Consider the following 24,172-nt stretch of genomic DNA (forward strand, 5'->3'; position numbering starts at 1 on the left):
GCGAACCTCGCGATTGCCCCGGCCCGCAGGTAGTCGCCATAGGAGAAACCTCCCGGCACCACCACGGCGTCGACGCCCCTGAGATCGGCATCGGCATGCCACAGGCTGACCGCCTCGGCGCCGACATTCCGCGCCGCCCGCGCGGCGTCGACGTCGTCCAGGGTCCCCGGAAAGGTGATGATGCCGATTCGTGCCGTCACTTGGTCTCCCGGCTGATCGTCCAGTCCTCGATCACCGTGTTCGCCAACAGCGTTTCCGCTATGTCGGCCAGCACCGAATCGTCGACGGTGTCGTCTACCTCGAGTTCGAATCTCTTGCCTTGTCGCACATCTGAGATCCCCGGATGACCGAGTCGGCCCAACGCGCCGACAATGGCCTGACCCTGCGGGTCGAGAATCTCCGCTTTGGGCATCACGTGAACGACTACCCGGCCCACCGGCGCTCCTCCTCAGATCTGTCTTCGCGCCAACTCTACCGGCGGAAGTGCAGCTCGGCCGTTACGGGCACGAGGCAATGTAGGCCTCGCAGAGGGGCGCGGTCATGGCGTTCAGCACGGGATCGTCCGCCATTGCCGGCCACGGGACCTGCGGCGGGCCCGACGACCAGAGCGTGAGCTCGCTGATCGTGCTGCTGGCGGGGTGGGCGAGCAGGTAGGTGTGCATGACGACCGGACCGCTGATCACCGCGGCCATCCGGTTCGTTTCGTCGCTGGTGATCGACGGTGATTGCTGCGGCGCACGTTGCTGGCAGGAGCGCAGCGCGGCGACGGCGTTGCTGAACACCGATCCGGCGATGGCGCCGCCGCTGGCCGTATCGCCACGCCAGTGCAGGATCTGTGCCTGCAACTGCCACTGCCCGTCCGGGTGGGCGACCGTGGCGTGTGCCACGACGGCCGAATCGCGGGGGTCCCGCGGCACCGGCGGTGTGGCACACAACTCCTCGAACCGGAATCGAGGCCCGGGCGTCGACCCGGTCACCTGCGCCGCCAGGCTCGCCAGCGGCGGCCAGCCGTAAACCGGGTCCAGCGGCACCGCTCGTCGCTGGATCCACGCGGAGTCGGGGATCTGGTCACACACGGGCGGACAGGCCTGCGGCTCGGTGTGTGCGGGCACAGCGACGATCAGAGCCACCCCGAGGCCGCCGACCACAACCATGGTCGCCAGGATCACCCGCATCGGCATCACCCCCGTCAGGGCACAATCGTAGTCATGCAGCTCACGCATTTCGGCCACTCCTGCCTACTTGCAGAATTCGACCACACCCGCGTGCTCTTCGATCCTGGAACGTTCGCGCACGGCTTTGAGGGCATAACGGGGTTATCGGCCATCCTGATCACCCATCAGCACCCCGACCACGTCGACGGCAGCCGCCTGCCGGCGCTGCTCGAAGGCAACCCGGACGCCGCGCTGTACGCAGACCCGCAGACCGCCGCCCAGCTGGGCGCGCCGTGCCAGGCCGTGCACGTCGGTGACGAGCTGACGATCGGTGAGCTGACGGTTCGCGCGGTCGGCGGCAAACACGCCGTAATTCACCCCGAAATCCCTGTGATAGAGAACATTTCATTTCTGGTGGGCGACGGCGATCATCGCGCCAGGCTGATGCACCCCGGTGATGCGCTCTTCGTGCCCGACGAGCCCGTGGACGTCTTGGCGACACCGGCGGCCGCCCCGTGGATGAAGATCGCCGAGGCCGTCGACTACCTGCGCGCGGTGGCGCCGGCGCGTGCGGTGCCCATCCACCAAGGGATCATCGCCCCGGATGCACGGGGGATCTACTACGGCCGGCTCACCGAGATGACCACGACCGATTTCCAGGTGCTGCCCGAGGAGGACGCGGTCACCTTCTGACCGCTACTCACCTCGAGGGTCACGCCGGCGTGCCGTTCGGCGATGGGCCACAGCGCTAGGCGATGTCGTCGGCCACGCCGCGGCCGGCGGCCCGGCCGGAGAAGATGCAACCACCCAAAAACGTGCCCTCCAGGGCGCGGTAGCCGTGCACGCCGCCCCCTCCGAAGCCGGCCACCTCACCGGCGGCGTACAACCCGTTCAAGGGTGTGCCGTCGGCTTTCAGCACGCGGGCGGCCAAGTCGGTTTCGATGCCGCCCAACGTCTTTCGGGTCAGGATGTGCAGTTTCACCGCGATCATCGGGCCCGCCTTCGGATCGGTCAGCCGGTGCGGTGCCACCACCCGGCCCAGCCGGTCGCCCAGATAGCCCCGGGCGGCGCGGATCGCGGTGATCTGGCCGTCCTTGCTGAACTTGTTGGCCACCTCGCGGTCGCGGGCGGTCACCTCGCCCTCCACAGTGGCGTAATCCAGCGGCGCCACGTCGGGCAACTTGTTCATGCCGGTGACCAACTCCCGCAACGAGCCTGCGCTGACGAAGTCCACACCCCGGTCGACGAACGCCTGCACCGGCCCCGGCGGCCCGGAGCGCACCCGGTTACGCAGCAGCTCGCGCAGGCTCTGCCCGGTCAAATCGGGATTCTGCTCCTGCCCAGACAGTGCGAATTCCTTCTCGATGATTTTGGCGTTCAACACAAACCACGTGTAGTCGTATCCGGATTTGGTGATGTATTCCAGCGTGCCGAGGGTGTCGAAACCGGGGTACAGCGGCACCGGCAACCGCTTGCCGGTCGCGTCGAGCCACAGCGACGACGGCCCCGGGATGATCCGGATCCCGTGCAGCGGCCAGATCGGGTCGTAGTTGGTGATGCCCTCGGTGTAGTGCCACATCCGGTCCGGGTTGATCACCCGCGCACCGGCCCGCTGGGAGATGCCGATCATCCTGCCGTCAACGTGAGCGGGCACGCCGCTGAGTAACTGCTCGGGTATGCGGCCCATCCGCTCGGGCCAATTCTTCCGAACCAGCTCGTGGTTGCCGCCGATGCCGCCACTGGTGACTATCACCGCGGGAGCGCGGAACTCGAACTGCCCCACGGCCGTTCGTGATGACGCCACGCCCCTGGGCGCGGCAGAGGGCTCCAGCACAGTGCCCCGGACGCCGATCACCGCGCCGCCCTCGACGATCAACTCGTCGACCTGGTGGCGGTGCGCGAAGCGCACTGTCGAGCGGTCCCGCAGCTGACGGGCGAAGATGTCGACCAAAGCGGGTCCGGTGCCCCAGGTGATGTGGAAGCGAGGCACCGAATTGCCATGGCCCTGTGCGTCGTACCCGCCACGTTCGGCCCAACCCACCAACGGAAAGAGCTTGAGTCCCCGGTCACGCAGCCAACGGCGCTTCTCCCCCGCAGCGAAATCGACGTAGGCGTGCGCCCATTGGCGTGGCCAGTAGTCCTCGGGCCGGTCGAACGCTGCGGTACCGAGCCAGTCCTGCAGGGCGAGTTCGTGGCTGTCGCGGATCCCCAGACGGCGCTGCTCGGGGCTGTCGACGAAGAACAGGCCGCCGAACGACCAGAACGCCTGCCCACCCAGGTTGGCGCTACTCTCCTGGTCGACGATCAGCACCCGCAGGCCCCGGTCCACCAGTTCGCAGGCGGCGACCAGCCCTGCGAGTCCCGCCCCCACGATGATGGCATCGGCGCCGAACCCCGCGGCCGAAGAATCGCTCATGTCGGACCAGGGTAGTGCCCGCGCCGGACGGGTTGAGGGGACGCTTGGTCAGGCCGCGTCGAGAATCGCCTTATCGCGCCGCCAGCGGTAAACCGCGGGCGCACAGCCGTGCATCAGCGACAGATCGACGGCGTCCACCATCGCCTGCAGCGGACCGGGTTTGCGCAGGTGACGAGCGGCTACGGCGACCCGCACCACCCCGCCGCGCCGGGCGATCCGCTCGGCGGACAGCACCACCATCCGGCACCACCACGGTTCGGTGAGAAAACCCTCCCCGATACCCAACACCCGGGAGCGCACCGTGGTGTGCCGAACCAGGTCGGTAATGCCATGCAGGTCGGCAAGCAGGCGAAAACCGTTGTCCGGCAAGGCCTTGATCACTCCCGGGGACACCACCCAGCCGGGCGCCGCGAACAGCCGCGTGCGCAGCCCGAGGTGCTCGAGCACCCGGTCGGCAGCCATCAGCCGCAGGTTTGCCTCGTGTGCCCGAAGGATCGCGAACTCGCCGCGCCGCTTCTTGGTGGCCGCGTCGTCGTAGCCGTGCAGCACGATCGCATCGCCGCCGGAACGCCGGTCGGTCAACCATTCGACGGTGCGCGGGTCGTGGTCGAGTCGGTAGTCACCACTGAGCCGGGGTGCCACCAACAGCGACACCGGCACGTTACGGGCATCCATTTGCGCGCAGAACGCCTCAACGTCAGGCAGGGTACGTTCGCCTATCCCCGAGACCGAGACGATCAATTTTCCAGCCACACCCGCAGTTTGACGATCTCAGGTGTCGGAATGGTGAAGGACACGCAGACGGCAGGCGTATATCGGTACCGCAGGTCCTGCAGATTCGGCCGCGCGGCATGGGCCTACGGGCGACCGCGGAGGGAATCGGTTCGATATGCTAAGCAACGCCATGGATCAGGCCCCGTACGCAGCGGCCGACACCCCGCTGCCTTACGTCCCCGCCCCGCAGCTGGGCGAGGGTGAGCCGGTCTATCCCGACAAGCTGGATGCTGGACTGTTGCGCATTTCCGGCGTATGCATCCTGGCCACGGTGATGGCGATCGTGGATGTCACCGTCGTCAGCGTCGCGCAGCGCACCTTCATCGACCAATTCGCCTCCTCGCAGGCCGTCGTCGCATGGACGATGACCGGCTACACCCTGGCGTTGGCGACCGTCATACCGATCACCGGGTGGGCGGCCGACCGGTTCGGCACCAAGCGACTCTTCATGGGCTCCGTGCTGGCGTTCACGCTGGGCTCACTGCTGTGCGCGTTGGCCGCAAACGTCTTGCAGCTCATCATCTTTCGGGTGGCCCAAGGCATCGGCGGCGGCATGCTGTTGCCCCTGAGTTTCATGATCTTGACCCGCGAAGCGGGCCCCTTGCGGCTCGGTCGCCTGATGTCGATCCTGAGCATCCCGATGCTGCTGGCCCCGATCGGTGGTCCGATCATGGGCGGCTGGCTCATCGGCACCTCGAGCTGGCGGTGGATCTTTCTGATCAACCTGCCGATCGGAGTCATCACGATCGTGCTCGGGGCCATCATCTTTCCCCGGGACCACCCGGCGCGGTCGGAGACCTTCGACCTCGTCGGCGTGCTGCTGCTGTCCCCCGGCCTCGCGACATTCCTGTTCGCGGTGTCATCGATCCCGCACTGCGGGACCGTGGCAGATCGCCGCGTGCTGATACCGGCGACCATCGGTCTGGGCTTGATCGCCGGGTTCGTTGCGCACGCGTGGCGCCGTGCGGATCACCCCCTCATCGATCTGAGATTGTTCCGCAACCCCGTGCTCACTCACGCCAATGTGACGATGCTGGTGTTTGCCGGCGCCTTTTTCGGTGCCGGCTTGCTGCTTCCGAGTTACTTCCAGCAGGTGCTGCACCAGACGCCGATGCAGGCGGGCCTGCGCATGATCCCCCAGGGACTCGGCGCCATGCTGACCATGCGTCTGACCGGGCCGCTGGTGGACCGGCAGGGCCCCGGCAAGATCGTGCTGGTCGGCATCACGCTGATCACTGCAGGCCTGGGCACGTTCGCCATCGGTGTCGCCAGGCAAGCCGACTACCTGCCCACGCTGCTGATCGGCCTCGCGATCATGGGCCTCGGGATGGGCTGCACCATGATGCCGCTGTCGGTCGCCGCGGTGCAGGCGCTTGCCCCGCACCAGATCGCCCGGGGCACGACGTTGATGAGTGTCAGCCATCAGGTGGGCGGGTCGGTGGGCACCGCGCTGATGTCGATGATCCTGACCAATCAGTTCAACCGGAGCGACAACATCGTCGCCGCGAACAAGTTTGCGGCGCTACAGCAGCAGGCCGCCGTCAGCGGGGTGCCGGTCGACCAGTCCGCGATGCCGCACCAGACGCTTGACGCCGGTTTTTGGGCCAACGTCGCACACGATCTTTCCCACGCCTATACGGCGGTATTTGTGATAGCGGTGGTGTTGGTGATGTTCACGATAATTCCGGCGTCCTTTCTGCCGAAAAAGCCGGCGAGCCAAACATTGGGTGAATAGCCCGAGGCCGCCCAGCGCGGCGGCGGTCGGGCCGTCACGAGCTTGTCGAACGGTTCACTGGCCCGCCCCCGAGTGAACATTTTCGCTCCGACCACCGGTCACCCGTCTGGCCAGCAGGAAAAGGGCGACAGACGAACCAAACGCCTAAAAGCTTCTACGCGAGGGTATCGGTATAGATATGCTCGGCAACACGATGCAGAAGGCCTATTCCGCCCCTTCCGATGCCGCGGGCGACCCCCCTCCAACCGGGCAGTCGGACACGGACAAACACGAGTCTCCCGACAAACTGGACGCTGCGCTGCTCCGCATCGCCGGGGTGTGCGGGCTGGCCTGCATCATGGCGATCTTGGACAACACCGTGGTGCTGGTCGCGCAGCCCACCTTCCTCGCGCAGTTCGGCTCGACCCAGGCCATCGTCTCCTGGACCATCGCCGGCTACATGCTCGCCTTCGCGACTGTGATCCCGATAACGGGTTGGGCTGCCGACCGGTTCGGCACCAAACGGCTCTTCATGGGTTCGATCTTGCTCTTCACGCTGGGCTCACTCCTGTGCGCGTTGGCGCCGAACATCCTGACACTCATCATCTTTCGAGTAGTCCAGGGTGTGGGCGGTGGCATGTTGTTGCCGCTGAGTTTTGTGATCCTGACGCGCGAGGCCGGCCCCAAACGTGTCGGCCGCCTCATGGCCATCGGCGGCCTCCCAATTCTGCTCGGCCCCATCGGTGGCCCGATTCTGGGCGGGTGGCTGATCGATTCCTACGGCTGGAAATGGATCTTCTTCGTCAACCTGCCGGTCGGTCTCGCCGCGTTCGCTCTCGCGGCGGTCATGTTCGCCAAAGACCGCTCGGCCCCGTCGGAGGCATTCGACTTCGTCGGTGTGCTACTGCTGTCGCCCGGCGTGGCGGCGTTCCTGATCGGGGTGTCGTCCATCCCGGGCCGGGGCACAGTGGCCGACCGCTACGTCCTGGTACCGGCTCTTCTCGGGCTGGCCTTGATCGTCGCATTCGTCTTGCATGCCTGGTATCGCGCCGATCACCCACTGATTGACCTGCGGCTTTTCCAGAACCGCGTAGTCACCGAAGTCAACGTGACGTTGCTGGTATTCGCCGTTGCGTTCGTTGGCGCCGGGCTGCTGGTTCCGAGCTATTTCCAGGTCGTTATGCACGAAACCCCGATGCAGGCCGGGCTGCACATGGTGCCGGTAGGAGTCGGTGCGCTGGTGACCATGCCGCTCGGCGGGGCATTCGTGGACCGGCGGGGGCCAGGCAAGATCGTGGTGGCCGGCCTCGCGCTGATGGCCGTGGGTCTGGGCATCTTCACCTTCGGAGTGTCCAGGCAGGCCGCCTATCAACCGATGCTGCTGGTCGGGTTGACGGTCATGGGCCTGGGCATAGGCTTCACCACGACGCCGCTCAATGCGGCGCTGATGCAGTCGCTGGCGCCGCATCAGATCGCCCGCGGGACGACGTTGATGAGCGTCAACCAACAGATCGGTGGCTCGATCGGAGCCGCCTTGATGGCGGTGATACTGACCAATCAGTTCAATCACAACGCGTACATCGCCAGTGCAAACAAGTTGGCGGCTCTGCAAGGTGACGCCGCCAGACGTGGGCAGGCGGTCGACCCTTCTGCCATTCCGCGGCAGACGACCAGTCCCGATTTCGCGGGCAACCTCATGAACGGTCTTTCCCACGCCTACACGGTGGTCTACGTGCTGGCTGTCGTGCTGGTCGCGTTGACGATGATTCCGGCGTGGTTCTTGCCGAAGAAGGTACCGAGCCACGCGGTCGAAGGGTGAGCCGCCGTCACCGTTCTCCAGAGCCGCCGCCATCGCTGTGGCCTTCGGCCACAGCCAACAGCCAGGCGTACTGGAACGCGGTCTCCTGCCACGCCTCGTAGCGACCACTGACCCCGCCGTGTCCGGCGTTCATCTGGGTCTTCAGCAGAATCGGACTGCCGTTGGCGTTGGCGTGCCGCAACGCCGCCACCCACTTGGCCGGCTCTACGTAGTAGACCCTGGTGTCGTTCAGGGAAGTCATCGCCAAAATGGCCGGGTACTGCTTGGCCTCGACATTCTCGTAGGGCGAATATGACTTCATGTAGGAATAGACATCTTTGTCCTGCAATGGGTTTCCCCATTCGTCCCATTCCGTGACGGTCAGCGGCAAGGAGGGATCGAGGATGGTGGTCAGCGGGTCGACGAACGGGACCTGCGCCAGGATGCCGGCGAAGAGATCCGGCGCCAGGTTGGCGACCGCCCCCATCAGCAGGCCGCCCGCACTGCCGCCCAGCGCCACCAGCTGATGCGGCCGGGTGACACCCGTGTCGACCAAGTGCCTTGCCACGGCTACGAAGTCGGTGAAGGTGTTCTTCTTCTCCAACAGCTTCCCGTGCTCGTACCACGGCCGGCCCATCTCACCGCCACCGCGGACGTGGGCGATGGCGAAGACCATTCCGCGGTCGAGCAGCGACAACCGAGCGATGGAGAAGCTGGGGTCGGTGCATATCTCGTAGGCGCCATAGCCGTAAAGCAAGGCCGGCGCTGGGAATTCGATCCCCGCACGGTGCACGATGGATACCGGGATGCGGGTCCCGTCGTCCGCAACGGCCCAGTCGCGCCGCTCTACGTAGTCCTCGGTGCGGTAACCGCCGAGGACGGGTTGCTCGCGCAGCAAGGTTCGTTCCCCGGTGGCAAAGTCGATGTCGTATACCCGCGCCGGGATGACCAGCGACCCCGCTCTGATTCGCAACTTGGGTGCATCCCAGTTCGGGTTGCCCGCAAGACCGGCCGACATCAGCTCCGAGTCGAACGTAATCTCCTCGGGCTCACCGTATTCCCCTCCGGAATCGATGTGCCACACCTGGAGCCTGGGCAACGCCTCCCGCCGGTAGCTGACCACCAGATGGCCGGCGAAGGCGTCGACGCCGTCGAGTCGCACGTCGTCGCGGTGCGGGATCAGCGTGCGCTGCCGGGTCGGATCGCTCACCGGCGCTTCGGTCAGCGTGAAGTTCACCGCGGCCTCGTTGTGCAGAATCAGGAACCGGTCCTGCCCACCGACCACCGCATGCTCGACGGCGTACTCGATGCCTTCGCGCCGCGGCAGCACGACTGTGAAGGTTGCACGCGGGTCGGCGGCGTCGGCGTACCGGTACTCGGAGGTGATGGAGGAACCCGATGCGATCAATACATAGGTCTCGCTCCGGGTGAGCCCCACGCCGAGCCAAAACCGTTCGTCGGCCTCGTGATACACCAACTCCGCGGCCTCGCCGGAGTCGACCCGGTAGCGCCAGACCTTGTCCGGGCGGTGGGCCTCATCCAGGGTCAGGTAGTACACGGTGCGGTTATCGGCCGCCCAGGTCGCGCCCGCCCCGATGTCGGCGATCTGGTCCGGATACAGCTCGCCGGTGCGCAGGTCTTTGAAGCGCAGCGTATAGCGTTCGTCGCCGATGGTGTCGACGGAATATGCCAGCAGATTTCCGTCCAGGCTGACGGTGGCGGCACCGAGCGCGAAGAACTCGTGACCGTGCGCCTCGGCGTTCGAGTCGAGCAGGATCTGCTCGCCGGGTATTTCGGTGTCCTCTTCCAGTGTCGGCGGATCCCAGTCATCGGGATCGCTCACCGGACAACGGCACTGGACGCGGTACTGCTTTCCTTCGAAGGTTCGGGCGTAGTACCACCAGTCGCCCTGTCGCGTCGGAACCGACAAGTCGGTCTCCTTGGTACGCGCCTTGATCTCATCGAAGATCTTCTGCCGCAAGGGTTCTAGATCGGCCGTCATCCGGTCGACGTAGTCGTTTTCCGCCTCAAGGTAGGCGATGACTTCGGGGTCCGACTTGTCGCGCAGCCACTCGTAGGGGTCGATGAAGACGTCTCCGTGATGCTCGCGTCGGGTCTCCTCGCGCTTGGCGACGGGCGGCGCCGACGCGCTGGCGCCTGTATCCGTCATGCGCCGATCCAGTCGTCGAAACTCAGGCCGGAAATGCGTTCGTAGGCATCGATATAGCGGCCGCGAGTGGCATCGATGATGTAGTCGGGCAGCGGTGGCGGTGGTTGCGAACCATGGCGGTCCCAACCCGACTCGGGGCTGGTGAGCCAGTTACGGACGAATTGCTTGTCGAAGCTCGTCTGCACAACCCCGACCCGGTAATCCTCGGCCGGCCAGTATCGCGAGGAGTCCGGCGTGAAGATCTCATCGGCCAGAAGCAGATTGCCGTCGCGGTCGGTGCCGAACTCAAACTTCGTGTCGGCGACGATGATTCCCCTCGTCAAAGCGTGGTCGGCGGCCTGAACATAGATCTGCAGCGTGCGGTCGCGCAGCTGGTTGGCATAAACCCCGCCCACTAATTCGATCACCCGGTCGAACGAGATGTTCTCGTCGTGATCCCCCAGCGCCGCTTTAGTGGCGGGGGTGAACAGTGGTTCGGAGAACTTGCTGGCCTCGACGAGGCCGGGAGGCAGGGTGATGCCGCAGACCTTCCCGGTCGCCTGATAGTCCAGCAATCCCGACCCGGTGAGGTAGCCGCGCGCAACGCACTCCACCGGCAGCATCTCCAGCCGCCGCACCACCAGGGCACGGCCAAGGACCTCCTCGGGGATCCGTGGGTCATCCGGTGGCCCGGCCAGGTGATTGGGAGCGTCGACAAGGCCGAAGAAGAAGACGCTCATCGCGGTGAGGATGCGGCCCTTGTCCGGGATGATGCTGTCGAGGACGTAGTCGTACGCCGAGATCCGGTCAGTGGCGACCAGCAGCAGATGTTCGTCGTCGACGCCATAAATCTCGCGGACCTTGCCGCTGGCCAGGTGCCGATAGTCGGACAGTGCGGGGCGCATCGGGTCAGCCTATCGGGCACCCGGGAAGGGGCCGCGCGTCGGGAGCTGTGCTGGGATCGAGACTATGACCCCGCGGTTTTTGCCCTACTCCACCCGACCCGGCCGGCTGATGGTCCAGCTGCTCAGCGACTTCGCCGTCGTCCTGTGGACCGCTATCTGGCTGCTAGTCGGACTGGCGGTTTACGACGCCGTTTCGACGATCGCGGACGCCGGCCGGCAAGTCGAGAGCGGCGCGCATGGCATCGCCGGCAATCTGGCGTCGGCCGGCCACGGCGCCCAGCAGATCCCTTTGGTGGGGGACGCGGTCAGCCAGCCGCTGAACTCCGCCAGCCAGGCGGCGCTCGATCTTGCGGGCGCGGGCCACGACTTGGACTCCACCGCCAGCTGGCTTGCGGTCCTGCTGGCGATGGCCATCGCCGCCGTCCCCATCCTCGTCGCGGACGTGCCGTGGCTTCTCCTGCGGCTGCGGTTCTTTCGACGGAAGTTGACCGTCACCGCGTTGGCCGCGACCCCGGCCGGTGAGCAACTCCTTGCCTTGCGGGCATTGACGAACCGTCCGCCGGGAAAGCTCGCCGCGGTCAGCGCGGATCCGGTCGGTGGGTGGCGCCGGGAGGATCCGCTCACCATCCGGGCCCTGGCCGCGCTCGAACTACGCGCGGCCGGCATCTCGATCGGCGGCCTGTAGCAGCGCGCGGCCCAGGAGCAACAACCCGGCGACGACGACAACGAGCCACGCCGCCAACGCATCCCAAAAGAAGACGAGCGAAACGGTCAGCAATGACCGCTGGCCGATCTCGTTGGCCATGGCGTAGCTGGCCGCGGAGTACATGCCCAGCGGGAACACGAGCGCCCACCACACCCCGGCGAAGCGCAACATGTTGGGACGCCTGCTGATCCGGTGCAGGCCGAAGTAGATCAGTGGCGGTATCCACAGGGTGGCCGTCACCCACGTCACGACCGTGACGATGCGCACGGGGCCGGCCAGCCACGCGGGGGCCACGGCGTGGATGTTGTCGCCGGCCAGCGTCGCAATCGCCATGCCGCCCATCAGGATCCAGGTGTCCGGCTCGAATCCGTCCCGGTCCTGTCGCTCGTTGATTACCCGCCACAGGATCAACCAGGTCATCAGGCCATAGATGAGGATCGCCGCCACCCAAACGGCCACGGCTACGGTCAGCCACCACCGATGACCGGTTTCATACGCCGCCCGGGCGATGACGATCGCCAGCCCGGAGCTTCCCACGCTACCCAGTTCCCACGCCCCGTGGGCGTGGTCGCGCAGCGCCGGCCAGCGGCGCGCCAACATGTTCCGCGCGGTGAGCCCGACCAGCACCAACCAGGACGAGAGCCCTACCGCGCCGAGCACCCGCAGGACCCACACGTTGGACGACAACCGGGTGTCGATCACCGCGCAGGCGGCAACGAAGGTGAACAACCGAAGGGTGACATCAGGATCCGCCAGATCCCAACGCAACTTCTCGCGCCTGGCGACGGTTGTCGTGGCCACCAGCGCTACCAAGAACACGAGGCCGACGGTGGCGACGACGCCCAGCGTGTCACTGATCCAGCGGTAGCCGTGGTTGTGCGCGGCGATCGACAGGATTCCGGTCGCCATGACCGCGGCGAAGACGTCCGGCGTCGGCTCGGCCTCGGCGCGTCGGATCGTCACCGTTCCTCGAGGAGTTCCACAACCAGGTGCCGGATGCCGGTATGCCGATTACTGCGAGCCCATTCGACCGGCCGCACAACCCGCACGCCGCCGAACCGGGAGAACAGCTCCTCATAGAGCACGCGCAGTTCCAGGCGGGCCAGGTTGGCACCCAGGCAATAATGCACGCCTTGACCGAACCCCAAGTGCGGGTTGGGCTTTCGGGCAACATCGAACTCGTCGGCGCGCTCGAATACCGCGGGGTCGCGATTCGCTGAGCCCTCCCAGATCTGGATCTTCTGGCCCGCCTCGATCGGCTGCCCGCCGAGCGTCGCGCCGCGGGTAGCGGTGCGCCGCTTGGACGGCGACGGCGACGTCCACCGCACGATCTCCTCGACGGCGGTCGGCAGCGCGTCGAGATCCGCTCGCAGCGCGCGTAATTGCTCGGGATGGTTGGCCAGCGCCAGCAGCCCTCCGGCGACGGCGTTGCGCGTCGTCTCCGCGCCGGCACTGAACAGCAGGCTGAAGAACAGGTAGAGCTCGAGATCCGATAGGGACGGCGCATCCGCGTCGTCGACCATCGCGTTCGCCACGACCGACAACATGTCGTCGGTTGGCTCCGCCCGCTTCGACGCGATCAGCTGCTGGCCGTATTCGTACATCCGCGACCCGGCCTCCTCCACCGACAGCTGCGACATCGTGGCCTTGCGCGAGCCGCCGAAGTCGAATTGCGGCTCGATGGCCTCGAACAGCCAATGTCGTTCGGATTCGGGCACTCCCAACAGGATGCAGATCATCTGCATCGGCAGCTCGGCGGCGATGTCGACCAGGAAGTCGAACGGTTCGCCGGGCACCACGGCGTCCAGCAGCCGGCGCGTCCGCGCCCGCAGATCGTCTTCGACCAGCCGGATCATTCGCGGTGTCAGCCCGGAGCTGACGAGTCGCCGTATCTGTGAGTGGCGCGGGTCGTCCATCATGTTGAGTACTTGCCCGGCGATGGACAGATCCTGTAGCAGGGTGCCGCCATACGGTCGGCCGCCGCCCGTGACGGAGGAGTAGGTCGCCGGATCCTTCAGTACCTCAAGCGTTTCCGCATAGGTGGCGACGGACCAGAAGCCCTCGCCGTCGGGGGTGTTGTCGGTCGGCTCGTGCCAGTACACCGGCGCCTCGCGGCGGTGGATGGCGAACAAGTCGTGCGGAAATCCGTTGGCGAAATTGTCCAGATCGGTGAAGTCGATCCCCGCGAGCGCGCCGGCGAGGGTCACAGGATCGCGCCCGGGGCGTACTTGGCGGCGTCCGGGTAGCGGCTTACCAGCGCGTCCACCGCAGCGGCCACCTCGTCCACCTGATCGCCGGCGGCGCCGATGAACGCCTTCTTGTCGGCCAGCGCCGAATCCAGCGCAGCCCGGTCCAGCGGCAGTCGCTCGTCGGCGGCCAACCGCTCCAGCAGATCGGGCTCCGCGCCCTGCTCCCGCATGGCCAGCGCCGTCGCGACCGCGTGCTCTCGGATCACATGGTGCGCGGCCTCGCGCCCCATCCCCGCGCGGACCGCCGCGATGAGGACCTTGGTCGTGGCCAAGAACGGCAGGTAGCGATCCAGCTCGCGGCTGATCACCGCGGGGTAGGCACCGAACTCGTCGAGCACGGTCAAGAACGTCTCGATCTGCCCGTCTATGGCAAAGAAGCTGTCCGGCAACGCAACTCGGCGCACCACCGAGCAGAACACGTCGCCCTCGTTCCACTGCGCGCCCGCAAGCTCGGCAGCCATCGAAGCGTAACCGCGCAGCACCACCTGCAGCCCATTGACCCGTTCGCAACTGCGGGTGTTCATCTTGTGCGGCATCGCCGACGAGCCGACCTGGCCCGGAGCGAATCCCTCGGTGACGAGCTCGTGCCCGGCCATCAGCCGGATCGTATGGGCCATCGACGAGGGTCCGGCGCCGAGCTGCACCAGCGCGGAGAGCACGTCGTGGTCGAGCGATCGCGGATAAACCTGCCCGACGCTGGTCAAAACCGTTGCAAAGCCCAGGAATTGGGCCACGCGACGTTCGAGTTCTGCCAGCTTTACCGCGTCGGCGTCGAGCAGGTCCAACATGTCCTGGGCGGTGCCCATCGGTCCTTTGATACCGCGCAGCGGGTAGCGGTCGATCAACTCGCGCAGCCGCGTCAACGCGATCAGCGTCTCTTGCGCGGCGGATGCGAACCGCTTGCCCAAGGTGGTGGCCTGCGCGGCGACGTTGTGGCTGCGCCCGGCCATCACCAGATCGCGGTAGGACACCGCACGTTCGGCGAGCCGCGCCACCACCGCGATTCCATGGGAGAAGACCAACTCCAGGGACCGCCGAATCTGCAACTGCTCCACGTTCTCGGTCAAGTCGCGGCTGGTCATGCCCTTGTGCACGTGCTCGTGACCGGCCAGCGCGTTGAACTCCTCGATGCGGGCCTTGACGTCGTGGCGCAGCGACCGCTCGCGCTCCGCGATCGAGGCCAGATCGACGTCCTCGAGCACCCGCTCGTAGTCGGCGATGGCGTCCTGCGGAACGTCCACCCCGAGCTCCGCCTGGGCGCGCAGCACGGCCAGCCACAGCCGGCGTTCCGCGACGACCTTGGCCTCCGGCGACCAGATCGCGACCATTTCCGCGCTGGCGTACCGGGCGGCCAGGACGTTCGGAATGCTCACAGACATAGAGCTTACGATCCGGCGCCCATACCCTGGGCAGGATGTACTTCGCCGGCGTCGATCTCGCCTGGGCCGGGCGCAATCCCACCGGGGTCGCGGTCGTCGACGCCGGGGGCCGCCTCGTGCACATCGACGCGGTCGGCGACGACGCGGCGGTGCTCGCCGCCTTGTCGCCCTATGTGCGGGGGCAGTGCCTGGTGGGATTCGACGCGCCGCTGGTGGTGACCAACCCGACCGGCCAGCGACCCGCCGAAGCGGCGCTCAACCGCGACTTCCGCAAGTTTCAAGCCGGGGCGCACCCGGCCAACACGGCGAAACCGGAATTCGCCGACGGTCCGCGCGCGGCGCGACTGGCGGGGGCGATGGGCCTCGACATGGACCCGCGGTCACCTGCGTCCCGGCGTGCCATCGAGGTCTACCCGCATCCGGCAACCGTGGTGCTGTTCCGGCTGGCACGAACGCTCAAGTACAAGGCGAAGCCCGGCCGCGGCGTCGATCAGCTCAAATCCGAGCTGCTCTTGCTGATGGACGGCATCGAGAAGCTCGCGCACGCTGCGGTGCCCATGCATGTGGCGGGCAATGAAGAGTGGGCCAGGCTGCGCAAGCGCGTAACCACCGCCGAGCGCAAAAGCGAGCTGCGCCGCGCCGAGGATCCCGTCGACGCCGTCGTCTGCGCCTATGTGGCGCTGTACGCGCAGCGCTGTCCGGCGGACGTGACGATCTACGGCGACTTCACCACCGGGTACATCGTGACGCCTTCGCTGCCGGCCGACCGCACGGGCCGCTGATCAATGGGGGCAAGCACCTCGATGAGATCGACCACCGTCCCCAGCGCCGCCGCGCGGGGATCGCGGCCCTCGACCAACGCGGACACCACCGAGCCGTCGACCGCACAGATCAGCGTGCACACCAGCTCGATGTGCACCGTGCGGCCCGATCGCTCGATGGCCTCGGCGACGGCCTCGGCGCGCTGCCGCAGGCTGCGACGCATGGTCTCGCGCAATGCGGGCAGCCGGGTGCACGCGATGTGTCGCTCGTAGCGCGAGATCAACTGGTCGCTGAGTCCGGGGCTGGACACGTCGCCGACAAGTAGATCGACCAACACCTCGGCGATGGTCTCCGGTCCGCGGCGCCGGCGGGAAAGGGCGGTAACCCGCGACCGCAGCTGCGCCACCTCGATCATCGCGATGTGTTCGACCGCGCGCGCGATCAAATCATCAAGGGACGAGAAGTAATACGTAGTGGACGCCAACGGCAGTCCGGCCCGCCGAGCGACCGCGCGGTGACCCACGGCATCGAATCCGCCTTCGGCAAGCAGCTCGGCGGCGGCGCTAACGAGCGCATACCGCCGACGTTCTCCCTTAGGAGTGACTGCTGCCGTCACGAGTAGCCATCGTGCCAGCCAAAGTGGTACTGCATTGCCATTTCGGCCAAACGGCCCACCAAGCCAACATGGCATGATGGCCCGCATGCCCGACTTGAGCCGCCGCGCCCTGCTGGGTCTCGGCGCCAGCGCCGCCGCGGGTGCGGCGGGCACGTACGCGCTCGACATCCTGTTCAAGCCCCGGCCATCTCAAGCCATGCCGCTCTCGCCGGCCGGCACCCAGGCGCCGCTGGCGCCGCCGCCGGCCCCACCTCTGGAACCGGCTCCCCCGGGTCAGCCGGCGCCCACCATGGTGACGGGTTCCTTCGTCTCGGCGGCGCGCGGCGGGATCAACACCAATTGGGCCATCGCACGACCGCCCGGACAAACGAAGACGCTGCGACCGGTCATCGCGCTGCACGGCAAGGGCAGCGACGCATCCACGGTGATGGCCGGCGGTGTGGAACAGGGCCTGGCCCAAGCCGTCAACGCGGGCTTGCCGCCGTTTGCGGTGGTCGCCGTCGACGGTGGCGGCAGTTATTGGCACAAGAGGGCGTCCGGCGAGGACAGCGGGGCCATGGTGCTCGACGAGCTGATCCCGATGTTGAGCGGCCAGGGCCTGGACACCTCGCGGGTGGCGTTCTTGGGCTGGTCGATGGGCGGTTACGGCGCGTTGCTGCTCGGGGGCCGACTGGGTCCGGCGCGCACCGCGGCGATCTGCGCGGTCAGTCCCGCACTGTGGCTCTCCTCCGGCGCGGCCGCGCCCGGTGCCTTCGACGGGCCCGACGACTTCGCGGCGAATTCGGTGTTTGGGATGCCCGCGCTGGGGTCGATTCCCATTCGGGTCGATTGCGGCGACAGCGATCCGTTTTACGCCGCGACCAAGCAGTTCATCGCGCAACTGCCGCATCCGCCAGCGGGTGGTTTCTCGCCCGGCGGGCACAACGGGGAGTTCTGGAGTTCGCAGCTGCCCGCCGAGCTGACCTGGATGGCGCCGCTGCTGACGGCGTAGGTGCCCTTGGCCGCCGAGCGTCATGCTGGCGCGGCGGTGGGCACCGAGTGTGCCGCCGGCGCTACGCTCGCGAAGGTGACGGCATCTTTCGATTGGGAGTTCCCCTACGCCTGGCCGCGCAAGCCCATGCTGGCGGAAAACGTTGTGTGCACGTCACAACCGCTGGCAGCCCAAGCGGGCCTGCAGATGCTCGCCGAGGGAGGAAGCGCGGTGGACGCGGCCATCGCCACCGCCATCGCGCTCACGGTGGTGGAGCCCGTCTCCAACGGCATTGGCTCGGACGCCTTCGCCATCGTGTGGGACGGCCGGCGGTTGCACGGGCTTAATGCGTCTGGCCGTTCGCCCGGGGCCTGGACGCCGGAATACTTCGGCGGCAACGCCGTTCCCGTGGTCGGCTGGAATGCGGTCACCGTGCCCGGCGCGGTGTCGGCGTGGACCGAACTGCACGCCAAGTTCGGCAAGCTCCAGTTCGAAAAGCTCTTCGAGCCCGCAATCCGCTACGCCCGCAACGGGTTCCTGCTCTCACCGACCGTCGCGGAGCAATGGGCGGCGCAGATAGCGCTGTTCGAAAGGCAGCCCGGGTTCGCCGGCGCCTTCATGCCCGACGGCCGGGCGCCCAAACCGGGTGAGCGGTTCAGCTTTGCCGAACAGGCCACCACGCTCGAGAAGATCGCCGCAACCAACGGCGACGCGTTCTACCGCGGAGAGCTGGCCGCTCAACTCGAGGCGCACGCGCTGGCCAACGACGGCGCGATGCGCGCCAGCGACCTCGCCGCTCACCGCGCCGACTGGGTGGGGACCATCAGCGGCACGTATCGCGGGTACACCGTCCACGAGCTCCCGCCCAACGGTCACGGGATCGTGGCGCTGATCGCCCTGGGAATCCTGCAGCACTTCGACATGGGCTCGTTCCCAGTCGATTCCGCGGACAGCGTGCACCTGCAGATCGAGGCGGTGAAGCTGGCCTTTGCCGACGCGCAGGCCTACGTCGCCGACATCGAGCACATGCCGGTCCGCCCGGAACACCTGCTGGACGCCGACTACCTGAGGCAACGCGCGGCCCTGATCGATCGCGCCCGGGCAAGGCCGGCGTCAGCGGGCGCTCCGAGCGGGGGAACCGTGTACCTGACCGCCGCCGACGCCGCGGGGATGATGGTGTCGATGATCCAGTCGAACTACATGGGGTTCGGGTCCGGTGTCGTGGTGCCGGGCACCGGGATAGCGCTGCAGAACCGTGGTGCGAATTTCGCTGCGGCCGAAGGACACCCGAACCAGGTTGGGCCGGCCAAACGGCCATACCACACGATCATCCCGGGCTTTGTCACCAAAGACGGCGCTCCCGTGATGAGCTTCGGCGTGATGGGCGGAACGATGCAGCCTCAGGGTCACACGCAGGTGATGGTGCGCATCGCCGACCATGGACAGAATCCGCAGGCCGCGTGTGACGGCCCGCGGTTTCGGTGGGTGCAGGGCATGCAGGTCAGCTGCGAGAAAGGCTTCCCGGCCGCGACGCTGGACGAGCTTTGCCGCCGCGGACATGACCTGGTTGCCGTGGACGACTACAACCAGTTCGGCAGCTGCCAGGCGATTTGGCGGCTCGACGGCGGCTATTTCGCGGCGAGCGATCCCCGCCGCGACGGCCAGGCCGCGGGTTTCTAGACGTTGATCTTGCCCTCGGCCGCCAACAGCGCGATGTCGCTTCGGAAGTGGCTGCCCGGCAGTCGGATCGACCGCATCAGCTGGTAGGCCTGCGATCGCGCGGCGGCGAGGTCGGCGCCGGTGCCCACCACCGATAGCACGCGGCCACCCGACGAGATCACCTCGCCGTCATCGCGGCGCGCCGTGCCCGCGTGCAGCACCCCCTCGGCTTCCGAGCCGGCGACGACGTCCCCGACCCGAGGGCGCCCGGGATAATTCTCCGCCGCCAGCACCACCGTGACCGCCGCCCCCTTTTGCCAACGCAGATCGCCGAAGTCGGCCAGCTTGCCGGTGCCCGCCGCGTACAGCAGCTGCCCGAGCGGCGATTCCAGCAGCGCCAGCACGGCCTGGGTCTCCGGATCGCCGAAGCGGCAGTTGAATTCGACCACGGCCGGACCGTTGGTGGTGATCGCAAGTCCGACGTACAACAACCCGCAGAACGGGCTGCCACGCTGAACCATTTCCGCCGCAACGGGTTCCACGATATTGGCGACGATGTCCCGGTATACCTCGTCGGGAAGCCACGGCACCGGCGCGTAGGCGCCCATGCCGCCGGTGTTGGGTCCGGTATCGCCGTCGCCGACGCGCTTGAAGTCCTGCGCCGGCAGCAGCGGCACCACGGTCTCGCCGTCGACGACGCAGAACAGCGACACCTCCGGGCCGTCCAGATATGACTCCAGCAACACCGGGTGGCCCGCCTCGAGCAGTCCGGCGGCATGCGCGCGGGCGACGCCGCGGTCCGCGGTCACCACTACGCCCTTGCCCGCGGCCAGCCGGTCGTCCTTGACCACCCAGGCGGGGTCACCCGCGGGAGGCCCGAACCGATCCAGGGCGGCGTCCAAATGCGCCGGGCTGTCAACGGTTTCGCTGGCCGCGGTACGCACGCCGGCCGCGGCCATGACCTCTTTGGCGAACGCCTTGGAGCCCTCGATGCGGGCGGCGTCCTTGCTGGGCCCGAAGCAGACGATGCCGGCGGCGCGCAGTGCGTCGGCCACCCCCAGCACCAGTGGCACCTCGGGACCGATCACCACCAGGTCGGCACGGAGCTCGCGGGCCAGGGCGACTACGTCGGAACCCGACGTGATGTCGACGTCGTGCTGCTCGGCCACGCGGGCGGTACCGGCGTTGCCGGGAGCGACGAATAGCCCCGTGACCTGGGGGTCTTTCCGAAGCGCCAGCAACAGCGCATGCTCTCGTGCACCCGAACCGATCACCAGAACTCGCACGACACGTCAGACTAGCCCAGGCGTTCAGACGATTCGCTCCAGCAGGCCTTTCAGCTCTTTTTGCTGCGCCGCAGTGAGGCGCCCGAGACGCTTGTTGAACTCGTCGGACAGCAGCGCCAACCCGTCCGCGGCGGCCTTGCGCCCGGCGGGGGTGAGCAGTAGTCGATGGCGCCGCAGATCGGAGGCGTCGATCTCACGACGCACGAATCCCGCGGCTTCCAGTCGTTTGAGGTAGACGGTGACCGTCGCCTTAGGCATGCTCAACGTCGCCGCCAGTTCGGCGGGGTAGGGATGCTCGTCGATCTCGGCGAGCAGGAACAGCTCCTTGGATTCGAGCCCCAGCGCGCAGATGTCGGCCTCCGCGCACGAGATGACCGACAGGAGCATGCGGTAGTTCAACGACCAGATCTTGGCCGCGTCGATCGCCGGCATCGACTTGCCCGATCGTTCAGACATGAACTAGTTTAGGATGGAACAACCCCATAATCGAACAATTTACCAGGAAGGCGGCCCTCATGCCCCTGGATCAGTACGTGACACTCGGACGCTCCGGATTGCGCGTCAGCCGGTTGTGCCTGGGCGCCATGACGTTCGGCGAGGACCTCGGCTGGGGCACCAGTGTCGAAGAGTCCCAACAAATCATCGATCGCTATACCGAACTCGGCGGCAACTTCATCGACACCGCCAACTTCTACACCCGAAGCCATTCCGAGAAGATCATCGGCGACCACGTCGGTCGCAACACCGCCCGCCGGGACCGCTTGGTGCTAGCCACCAAATTCAGCGGCAACCTGTATCCGGGCGATCCCAACGGAGGTGGCTCCGGCCGTAAGTCCCTGATCAACGCTTGCGAGAACTCCCTGCGGCGCCTGCAAACCGACTACATCGACATGTACTGGCTGCACATTTGGGACGCGAACACTCCGATCGACGAGACGATGTCGGCGCTCGACGACCTCGTCCGCGCCGGAAAGGTCCGCTACATCGGCGTTTCGGACACCCCGGCGTGGAAGATCGCCGAGGCCAACCTCATCGCCCGGTTCCGTGGCTGGTCGAGCTTCGTCGGCCTGCAGGTCGAGTACTCGTTGTTGGAACGCTCCATCGAACAAGAACTGGCCCCGATGGCAGCGGAGTTCGGCCTCGGCATCACGCCATGGTCGCCGCTGAAGAGTGGCGTGCTCAGCGGCAAGTACACCCGAGCCAATGCCGGCCAACGCGGCGCCGATCGCGGCGCGATGGTCGACGCATTCCTCAACGAGAAGACCTATGCGCTGATCGACGAACTCGAAGGCATCGCGAAGGCGCACGAGACGAACGTCGCCAGCGTCGCACTGGCCTGGGTGCTCGCGCAGCCCGCCGTCTCCTCGGTCATCATCGGGGCGCGCAGGCTCTCGCAACTCGAGGACAACGTCCGCGCCGTCGACGTGAACCTCAGCGCCGATGAACTGGCCCGGCTAACCGCGCTGACCAAGCCGAAATTCGGGTTCCCGCACAACATGCTGGAAATGGCGCCCGGCATCATCAACGGCGGAACGTCGGTCAACGGCGGCCGTGCGCCGATCTCCGAGTACGTGATGCCCGAAGGTGGCCGGCCTTACTGATACCGGTCAGCCGAGGCCCTGATAGATCAGCCGGGTGTATTTGCGCGTGCGCTCGGTTCCGGCCGAAGTGACTTGCCCCATCTTGTTCATCACATAAGCGAATGTGGTGTGCCGGTCGGGGTGCATCACCGCCATGGAGCCGCCCCAGCCGCCCCAGTAGCAGACCCTCTCGTCGGGAATGTCCGGCACCGCCTCCGGATGGGGCAGGGCGAATCCGATGCCCCACCGTGCAGGCATGGCCAGCACCAGGTCGGTGCCGATGGCCTGCTCCTCGAAGATCAGGTCGATGGTGTCGGGGCCGAGGATCTGTATCCCACTGGCCATGCCGCCCAACGCGATTGGCGAGAGAGCACGGACCAGTGAACGGGCGTTGGCGTGTCCATTGGCCGAGCCGATCTCCGCGCGGCGCCATGCGGTCGTCTCGGCTGCCAGCGCGGTTTCCGAAGCCGGCGGAATGGCGGCGAACGTCTTGTACATCGGATGGTCATGGGGAATCGCGTCGAGCGGGACGTCCAGCGGCGGGGGCGGAACCAGTTCGGCGATGCGGTGGTCGTCCTCGGGCCGCGCACCGATCTGCAAATCAGCGCCCAGCGGCTCGGCGAGCTCCCGCTGCACAAACTGCTTCAGCGTCGTGCCGGTGACCCGGCGGACGATCTCGCCTACGAGGTGGCCGATGGTCACGGCGTGGTAGCCGGAGGCAGTGCCCGGTGGCCACCACGGCGCCTGAGCTGCAAGTTGGGAAGTGGCTTTCTTCCAGTCGTAGACGTCCTCGAGGGTGAAGGGCATCTCCCAGCCGGACACCCCGGAGGTATGGCTGAGGATGTGGCGCACTTCGATGTCCTGCTTGCCGTTCGCGGCGAACTCGGGCCAGTACTTCGCTACCGGGGCAAACGGATCGATGAGACCGCGGTCGACCAGCATCAGCCCCGCCAGAGCGGTGACATTCTTGGTGGACGAGAAGACGTTGACGATGGTGTCTTCCGACCACTCCCGGGTTTTCGCCCTATCAGCATGTCCACCCCAAATGTCCACGACGAGCTCACCGTCGACATCGATGGCGATGGCGGCGCCGAGTTCGCCGCCGGTCGTGACCTCGTCGGCCAGGGCGGCGACGAGATCCTCGAAGCGGCTGTCGTAGTGGCCGTGTAGCACACCCGTCGTGAAGAGCGCGTCGATCGAGTCGCGGCTGCCGGCAACGCCTGTCTGGCTGTTCATCTGTGACCTCCTCGAGTCCATGAACTGACTATGGGATTTGGGGTGGCGAAGAACATTGGCCAAAGGGCCTAGATTCCGGCAGGTGCAACGGACGGGGTGTGTAGGCGTTTCTGCTGATGTTTGCTGCCCGCGATTACTACACGCTGGCTAACATGACTGGGACCGAGCGTTGCGCGGATACGCCGCCGTTGAACTGGAGCGATTTGGGCTTGAACGAGCTCCCGACCGGAACCGTGACGTTGCTGCTGGCCGACGTCGAGGGTTCGACGCGGTTGTGGCAAACCCAACCCGACGATATGCGCGCCGCGGTTGTGCGCTTAGACCAGGCGGTGTCGGAGCTGGTGGCCGCCCACAACGGCGTGCGCCCGGTGGAACAAGGTGAGGGTGACAGCTTCGTTGTTGCCTTCGCCCGTGCCAGCGATGCCGCCGCGTTTGCGCTGCGGTTGCAGCTCACGGTGCTTTCGCCGATCTGTCTCCGGATCGGCCTGCATACCGGCGAGGTGCAACTGCGCGACGAGGCAAACTACATCGGGCCGACCATCAACCGCGCGGCGCGGCTGCGCGAAGCGGTGGGAAGTCATTGCGAAGGTCGGCGTGGCACAGTTGCGCAACCCGTTCGGGTCGGGGAAGGTCCCGCAGGGGATGGGTGCCGAGGTCCAACAGCCACGCGTCGGCGGGCAGCCCGTCGGCAAGCAGATCGCTTGTCGTGGCCGACAGGACCGTCTGACCCCCGTGACCCAGGTCGCGCAGCCGCGCCGCGCGGTTGATGGTCGGCCCGATGTAGTTTGCCTCGTCGCGCAGTTGCACCTCGCCGGTATG

Annotated in this window: 22 protein-coding genes and 2 pseudogenes; 9 read left to right on the top strand and 15 right to left on the bottom strand. The window is 66.8% G+C overall.

Annotated features, from left to right (window positions below):
- The 3 genes from A5709_RS04610 to A5709_RS04620 all read right to left on the bottom strand — a co-directional run.
- Positions 1–200, bottom strand: a 200-nt coding sequence (locus A5709_RS04610; RefSeq protein WP_197520076.1) for a phosphoribosylformylglycinamidine synthase subunit PurQ, incomplete at its 3' end; no start/stop codon positions are given.
- Entirely contained in the window at positions 197–436 is a 240-nt protein-coding gene (gene purS, locus A5709_RS04615) for a phosphoribosylformylglycinamidine synthase subunit PurS (protein WP_066955000.1), read from the bottom strand. The genes A5709_RS04610 and purS, both read right to left, overlap by 4 nt.
- A 61-nt stretch (positions 437–497) precedes the next feature.
- Positions 498–1,232 carry an ATPase gene (locus A5709_RS04620; RefSeq protein ID WP_197520077.1) on the bottom strand — a complete coding sequence of 245 codons (735 nt, stop codon included), beginning with the start codon at positions 1,230–1,232 and terminating at the stop codon, positions 498–500.
- Here A5709_RS04620 and A5709_RS04625 point away from each other — a divergent pair.
- Positions 1,209–1,847, top strand: a complete 639-nt coding sequence (locus tag A5709_RS04625; protein WP_067950259.1) for an MBL fold metallo-hydrolase — start codon at positions 1,209–1,211, stop codon at positions 1,845–1,847. The two genes, A5709_RS04620 and A5709_RS04625, sit on opposite strands and share 24 nt — an antisense overlap.
- A 55-nt stretch (positions 1,848–1,902) precedes the next feature.
- Here A5709_RS04625 and A5709_RS04630 read toward each other — a convergent pair whose 3' ends face one another.
- Both A5709_RS04630 and A5709_RS04635 read right to left on the bottom strand, forming a co-directional pair.
- The gene (locus A5709_RS04630; protein ID WP_068118285.1) at positions 1,903–3,570 is read right to left on the bottom strand and encodes an FAD-binding dehydrogenase; all 1,668 of its coding nucleotides are present in this window, start codon (positions 3,568–3,570) and stop codon (positions 1,903–1,905) included.
- A gap of 48 nt (positions 3,571–3,618) precedes the next feature.
- Positions 3,619–4,323 carry a DUF2334 domain-containing protein gene (locus A5709_RS04635; RefSeq protein ID WP_067950255.1) on the bottom strand — a complete coding sequence of 235 codons (705 nt, stop codon included), beginning with the start codon at positions 4,321–4,323 and terminating at the stop codon, positions 3,619–3,621.
- Positions 4,324–4,459: 136 nt separating this feature from the next.
- Here A5709_RS04635 and A5709_RS04640 point away from each other — a divergent pair, with 136 nt between their 5' ends.
- Together A5709_RS04640 and A5709_RS04645 are read left to right on the top strand one after the other, a co-directional pair.
- On the top strand, positions 4,460–6,079 hold the full coding sequence (locus A5709_RS04640) for a DHA2 family efflux MFS transporter permease subunit (RefSeq protein WP_068118287.1): 1,620 nt from the start codon (positions 4,460–4,462) through the stop codon (positions 6,077–6,079).
- A 178-nt stretch (positions 6,080–6,257) separates the two neighbouring features.
- Entirely contained in the window at positions 6,258–7,877 is a 1,620-nt protein-coding gene (locus A5709_RS04645; RefSeq protein ID WP_068118294.1) for a DHA2 family efflux MFS transporter permease subunit, read from the top strand.
- Positions 7,878–7,884: 7 nt separating this feature from the next.
- Here A5709_RS04645 and A5709_RS04650 read toward each other — a convergent pair whose 3' ends face one another.
- Both A5709_RS04650 and A5709_RS04655 read right to left on the bottom strand, forming a co-directional pair.
- The gene (locus A5709_RS04650) at positions 7,885–10,026 is read right to left on the bottom strand and encodes a S9 family peptidase (protein WP_068118297.1); all 2,142 of its coding nucleotides are present in this window, start codon (positions 10,024–10,026) and stop codon (positions 7,885–7,887) included.
- On the bottom strand, positions 10,023–10,910 hold the full coding sequence (locus A5709_RS04655; protein ID WP_068118298.1) for a phosphoribosylaminoimidazolesuccinocarboxamide synthase: 888 nt from the start codon (positions 10,908–10,910) through the stop codon (positions 10,023–10,025). The genes A5709_RS04650 and A5709_RS04655 overlap by 4 nt, the downstream gene beginning before the upstream one ends.
- Before the next feature lie 64 nt (positions 10,911–10,974).
- Between A5709_RS04655 and A5709_RS04660 the strand changes: the two genes are divergently transcribed.
- Positions 10,975–11,595 carry a hypothetical protein gene (locus A5709_RS04660; RefSeq protein ID WP_067947739.1) on the top strand — a complete coding sequence of 207 codons (621 nt, stop codon included), beginning with the start codon at positions 10,975–10,977 and terminating at the stop codon, positions 11,593–11,595.
- Here the strand turns inward: A5709_RS04660 and A5709_RS04665 are convergent.
- The 3 genes from A5709_RS04665 to purB are packed head-to-tail and all read right to left on the bottom strand — an operon-like array spanning position 11,560 to position 15,238.
- On the bottom strand, positions 11,560–12,579 hold the full coding sequence (locus tag A5709_RS04665) for a tellurite resistance/C4-dicarboxylate transporter family protein (RefSeq protein WP_068118300.1): 1,020 nt from the start codon (positions 12,577–12,579) through the stop codon (positions 11,560–11,562). The two genes, A5709_RS04660 and A5709_RS04665, sit on opposite strands and share 36 nt — an antisense overlap.
- Positions 12,576–13,823: a cytochrome P450 gene (locus tag A5709_RS04670; RefSeq protein ID WP_068118303.1), complete on the bottom strand. Its 1,248-nt coding sequence runs from the start codon at positions 13,821–13,823 to the stop codon at positions 12,576–12,578. The genes A5709_RS04665 and A5709_RS04670 overlap by 4 nt, the downstream gene beginning before the upstream one ends.
- A complete protein-coding gene (purB, locus tag A5709_RS04675; protein WP_068118306.1) occupies positions 13,820–15,238 on the bottom strand; it encodes an adenylosuccinate lyase in 1,419 nt (472 codons plus the stop codon). Before purB ends, A5709_RS04670 begins: the two co-directional genes overlap by 4 nt.
- A 41-nt stretch (positions 15,239–15,279) precedes the next feature.
- Here purB and A5709_RS04680 point away from each other — a divergent pair, with 41 nt between their 5' ends.
- Positions 15,280–16,026: a DUF429 domain-containing protein gene (locus A5709_RS04680; protein WP_068118310.1), complete on the top strand. Its 747-nt coding sequence runs from the start codon at positions 15,280–15,282 to the stop codon at positions 16,024–16,026.
- On the opposite strand, the gene A5709_RS04685 is transcribed toward A5709_RS04680, so the two are convergent.
- Positions 15,960–16,622, bottom strand: coding sequence for a TetR/AcrR family transcriptional regulator (locus A5709_RS04685; RefSeq protein ID WP_068118312.1), 663 nt, complete (start codon positions 16,620–16,622; stop codon positions 15,960–15,962). The genes A5709_RS04680 and A5709_RS04685 overlap by 67 nt on opposite strands.
- A 73-nt stretch (positions 16,623–16,695) precedes the next feature.
- Between A5709_RS04685 and A5709_RS04690 the strand changes: the two genes are divergently transcribed.
- The gene (locus A5709_RS04690) at positions 16,696–17,613 is read left to right on the top strand and encodes an alpha/beta hydrolase-fold protein (RefSeq protein ID WP_067947759.1); all 918 of its coding nucleotides are present in this window, start codon (positions 16,696–16,698) and stop codon (positions 17,611–17,613) included.
- A 126-nt stretch (positions 17,614–17,739) separates the two neighbouring features.
- The gene (locus A5709_RS04695; protein WP_304442536.1) at positions 17,740–19,272 is read left to right on the top strand and encodes a gamma-glutamyltransferase family protein; all 1,533 of its coding nucleotides are present in this window, start codon (positions 17,740–17,742) and stop codon (positions 19,270–19,272) included.
- On the opposite strand, the gene purD is transcribed toward A5709_RS04695, so the two are convergent.
- Together purD and A5709_RS04705 are read right to left on the bottom strand one after the other, a co-directional pair.
- Positions 19,269–20,537, bottom strand: a complete 1,269-nt coding sequence (gene purD / locus A5709_RS04700; protein ID WP_068118315.1) for a phosphoribosylamine--glycine ligase — start codon at positions 20,535–20,537, stop codon at positions 19,269–19,271. The two genes, A5709_RS04695 and purD, sit on opposite strands and share 4 nt — an antisense overlap.
- Before the next feature lie 24 nt (positions 20,538–20,561).
- Complete coding sequence (locus A5709_RS04705; RefSeq protein ID WP_231986898.1) at positions 20,562–20,993, bottom strand: MarR family winged helix-turn-helix transcriptional regulator; 432 nt, start codon at positions 20,991–20,993, stop codon at positions 20,562–20,564.
- Between the two features lie 59 nt (positions 20,994–21,052).
- Between A5709_RS04705 and A5709_RS04710 the strand changes: the two genes are divergently transcribed.
- Positions 21,053–22,138, top strand: a complete 1,086-nt coding sequence (locus A5709_RS04710) for an aldo/keto reductase (protein WP_068118317.1) — start codon at positions 21,053–21,055, stop codon at positions 22,136–22,138.
- 6 nt (positions 22,139–22,144) lie between these two features.
- On the opposite strand, the gene A5709_RS04715 is transcribed toward A5709_RS04710, so the two are convergent.
- A complete protein-coding gene (locus tag A5709_RS04715; protein ID WP_082973774.1) occupies positions 22,145–23,353 on the bottom strand; it encodes a serine hydrolase domain-containing protein in 1,209 nt (402 codons plus the stop codon).
- A 152-nt stretch (positions 23,354–23,505) separates the two neighbouring features.
- Here A5709_RS04715 and A5709_RS28690 point away from each other — a divergent pair.
- A pseudogene (locus A5709_RS28690) lies at positions 23,506–23,919 on the top strand (adenylate/guanylate cyclase domain-containing protein); the annotation flags it as partial.
- On the opposite strand, the pseudogene A5709_RS28695 reads toward A5709_RS28690, so the two are convergent.
- Positions 23,915–24,172: pseudogene (locus tag A5709_RS28695) on the bottom strand (hypothetical protein); the annotation flags it as partial. The pseudogenes A5709_RS28690 and A5709_RS28695 overlap by 5 nt on opposite strands.

This window comes from Mycobacterium sp. E1386 (genome assembly GCF_001672745.1).
Lineage (GTDB): Bacteria > Actinomycetota > Actinomycetes > Mycobacteriales > Mycobacteriaceae > Mycobacterium.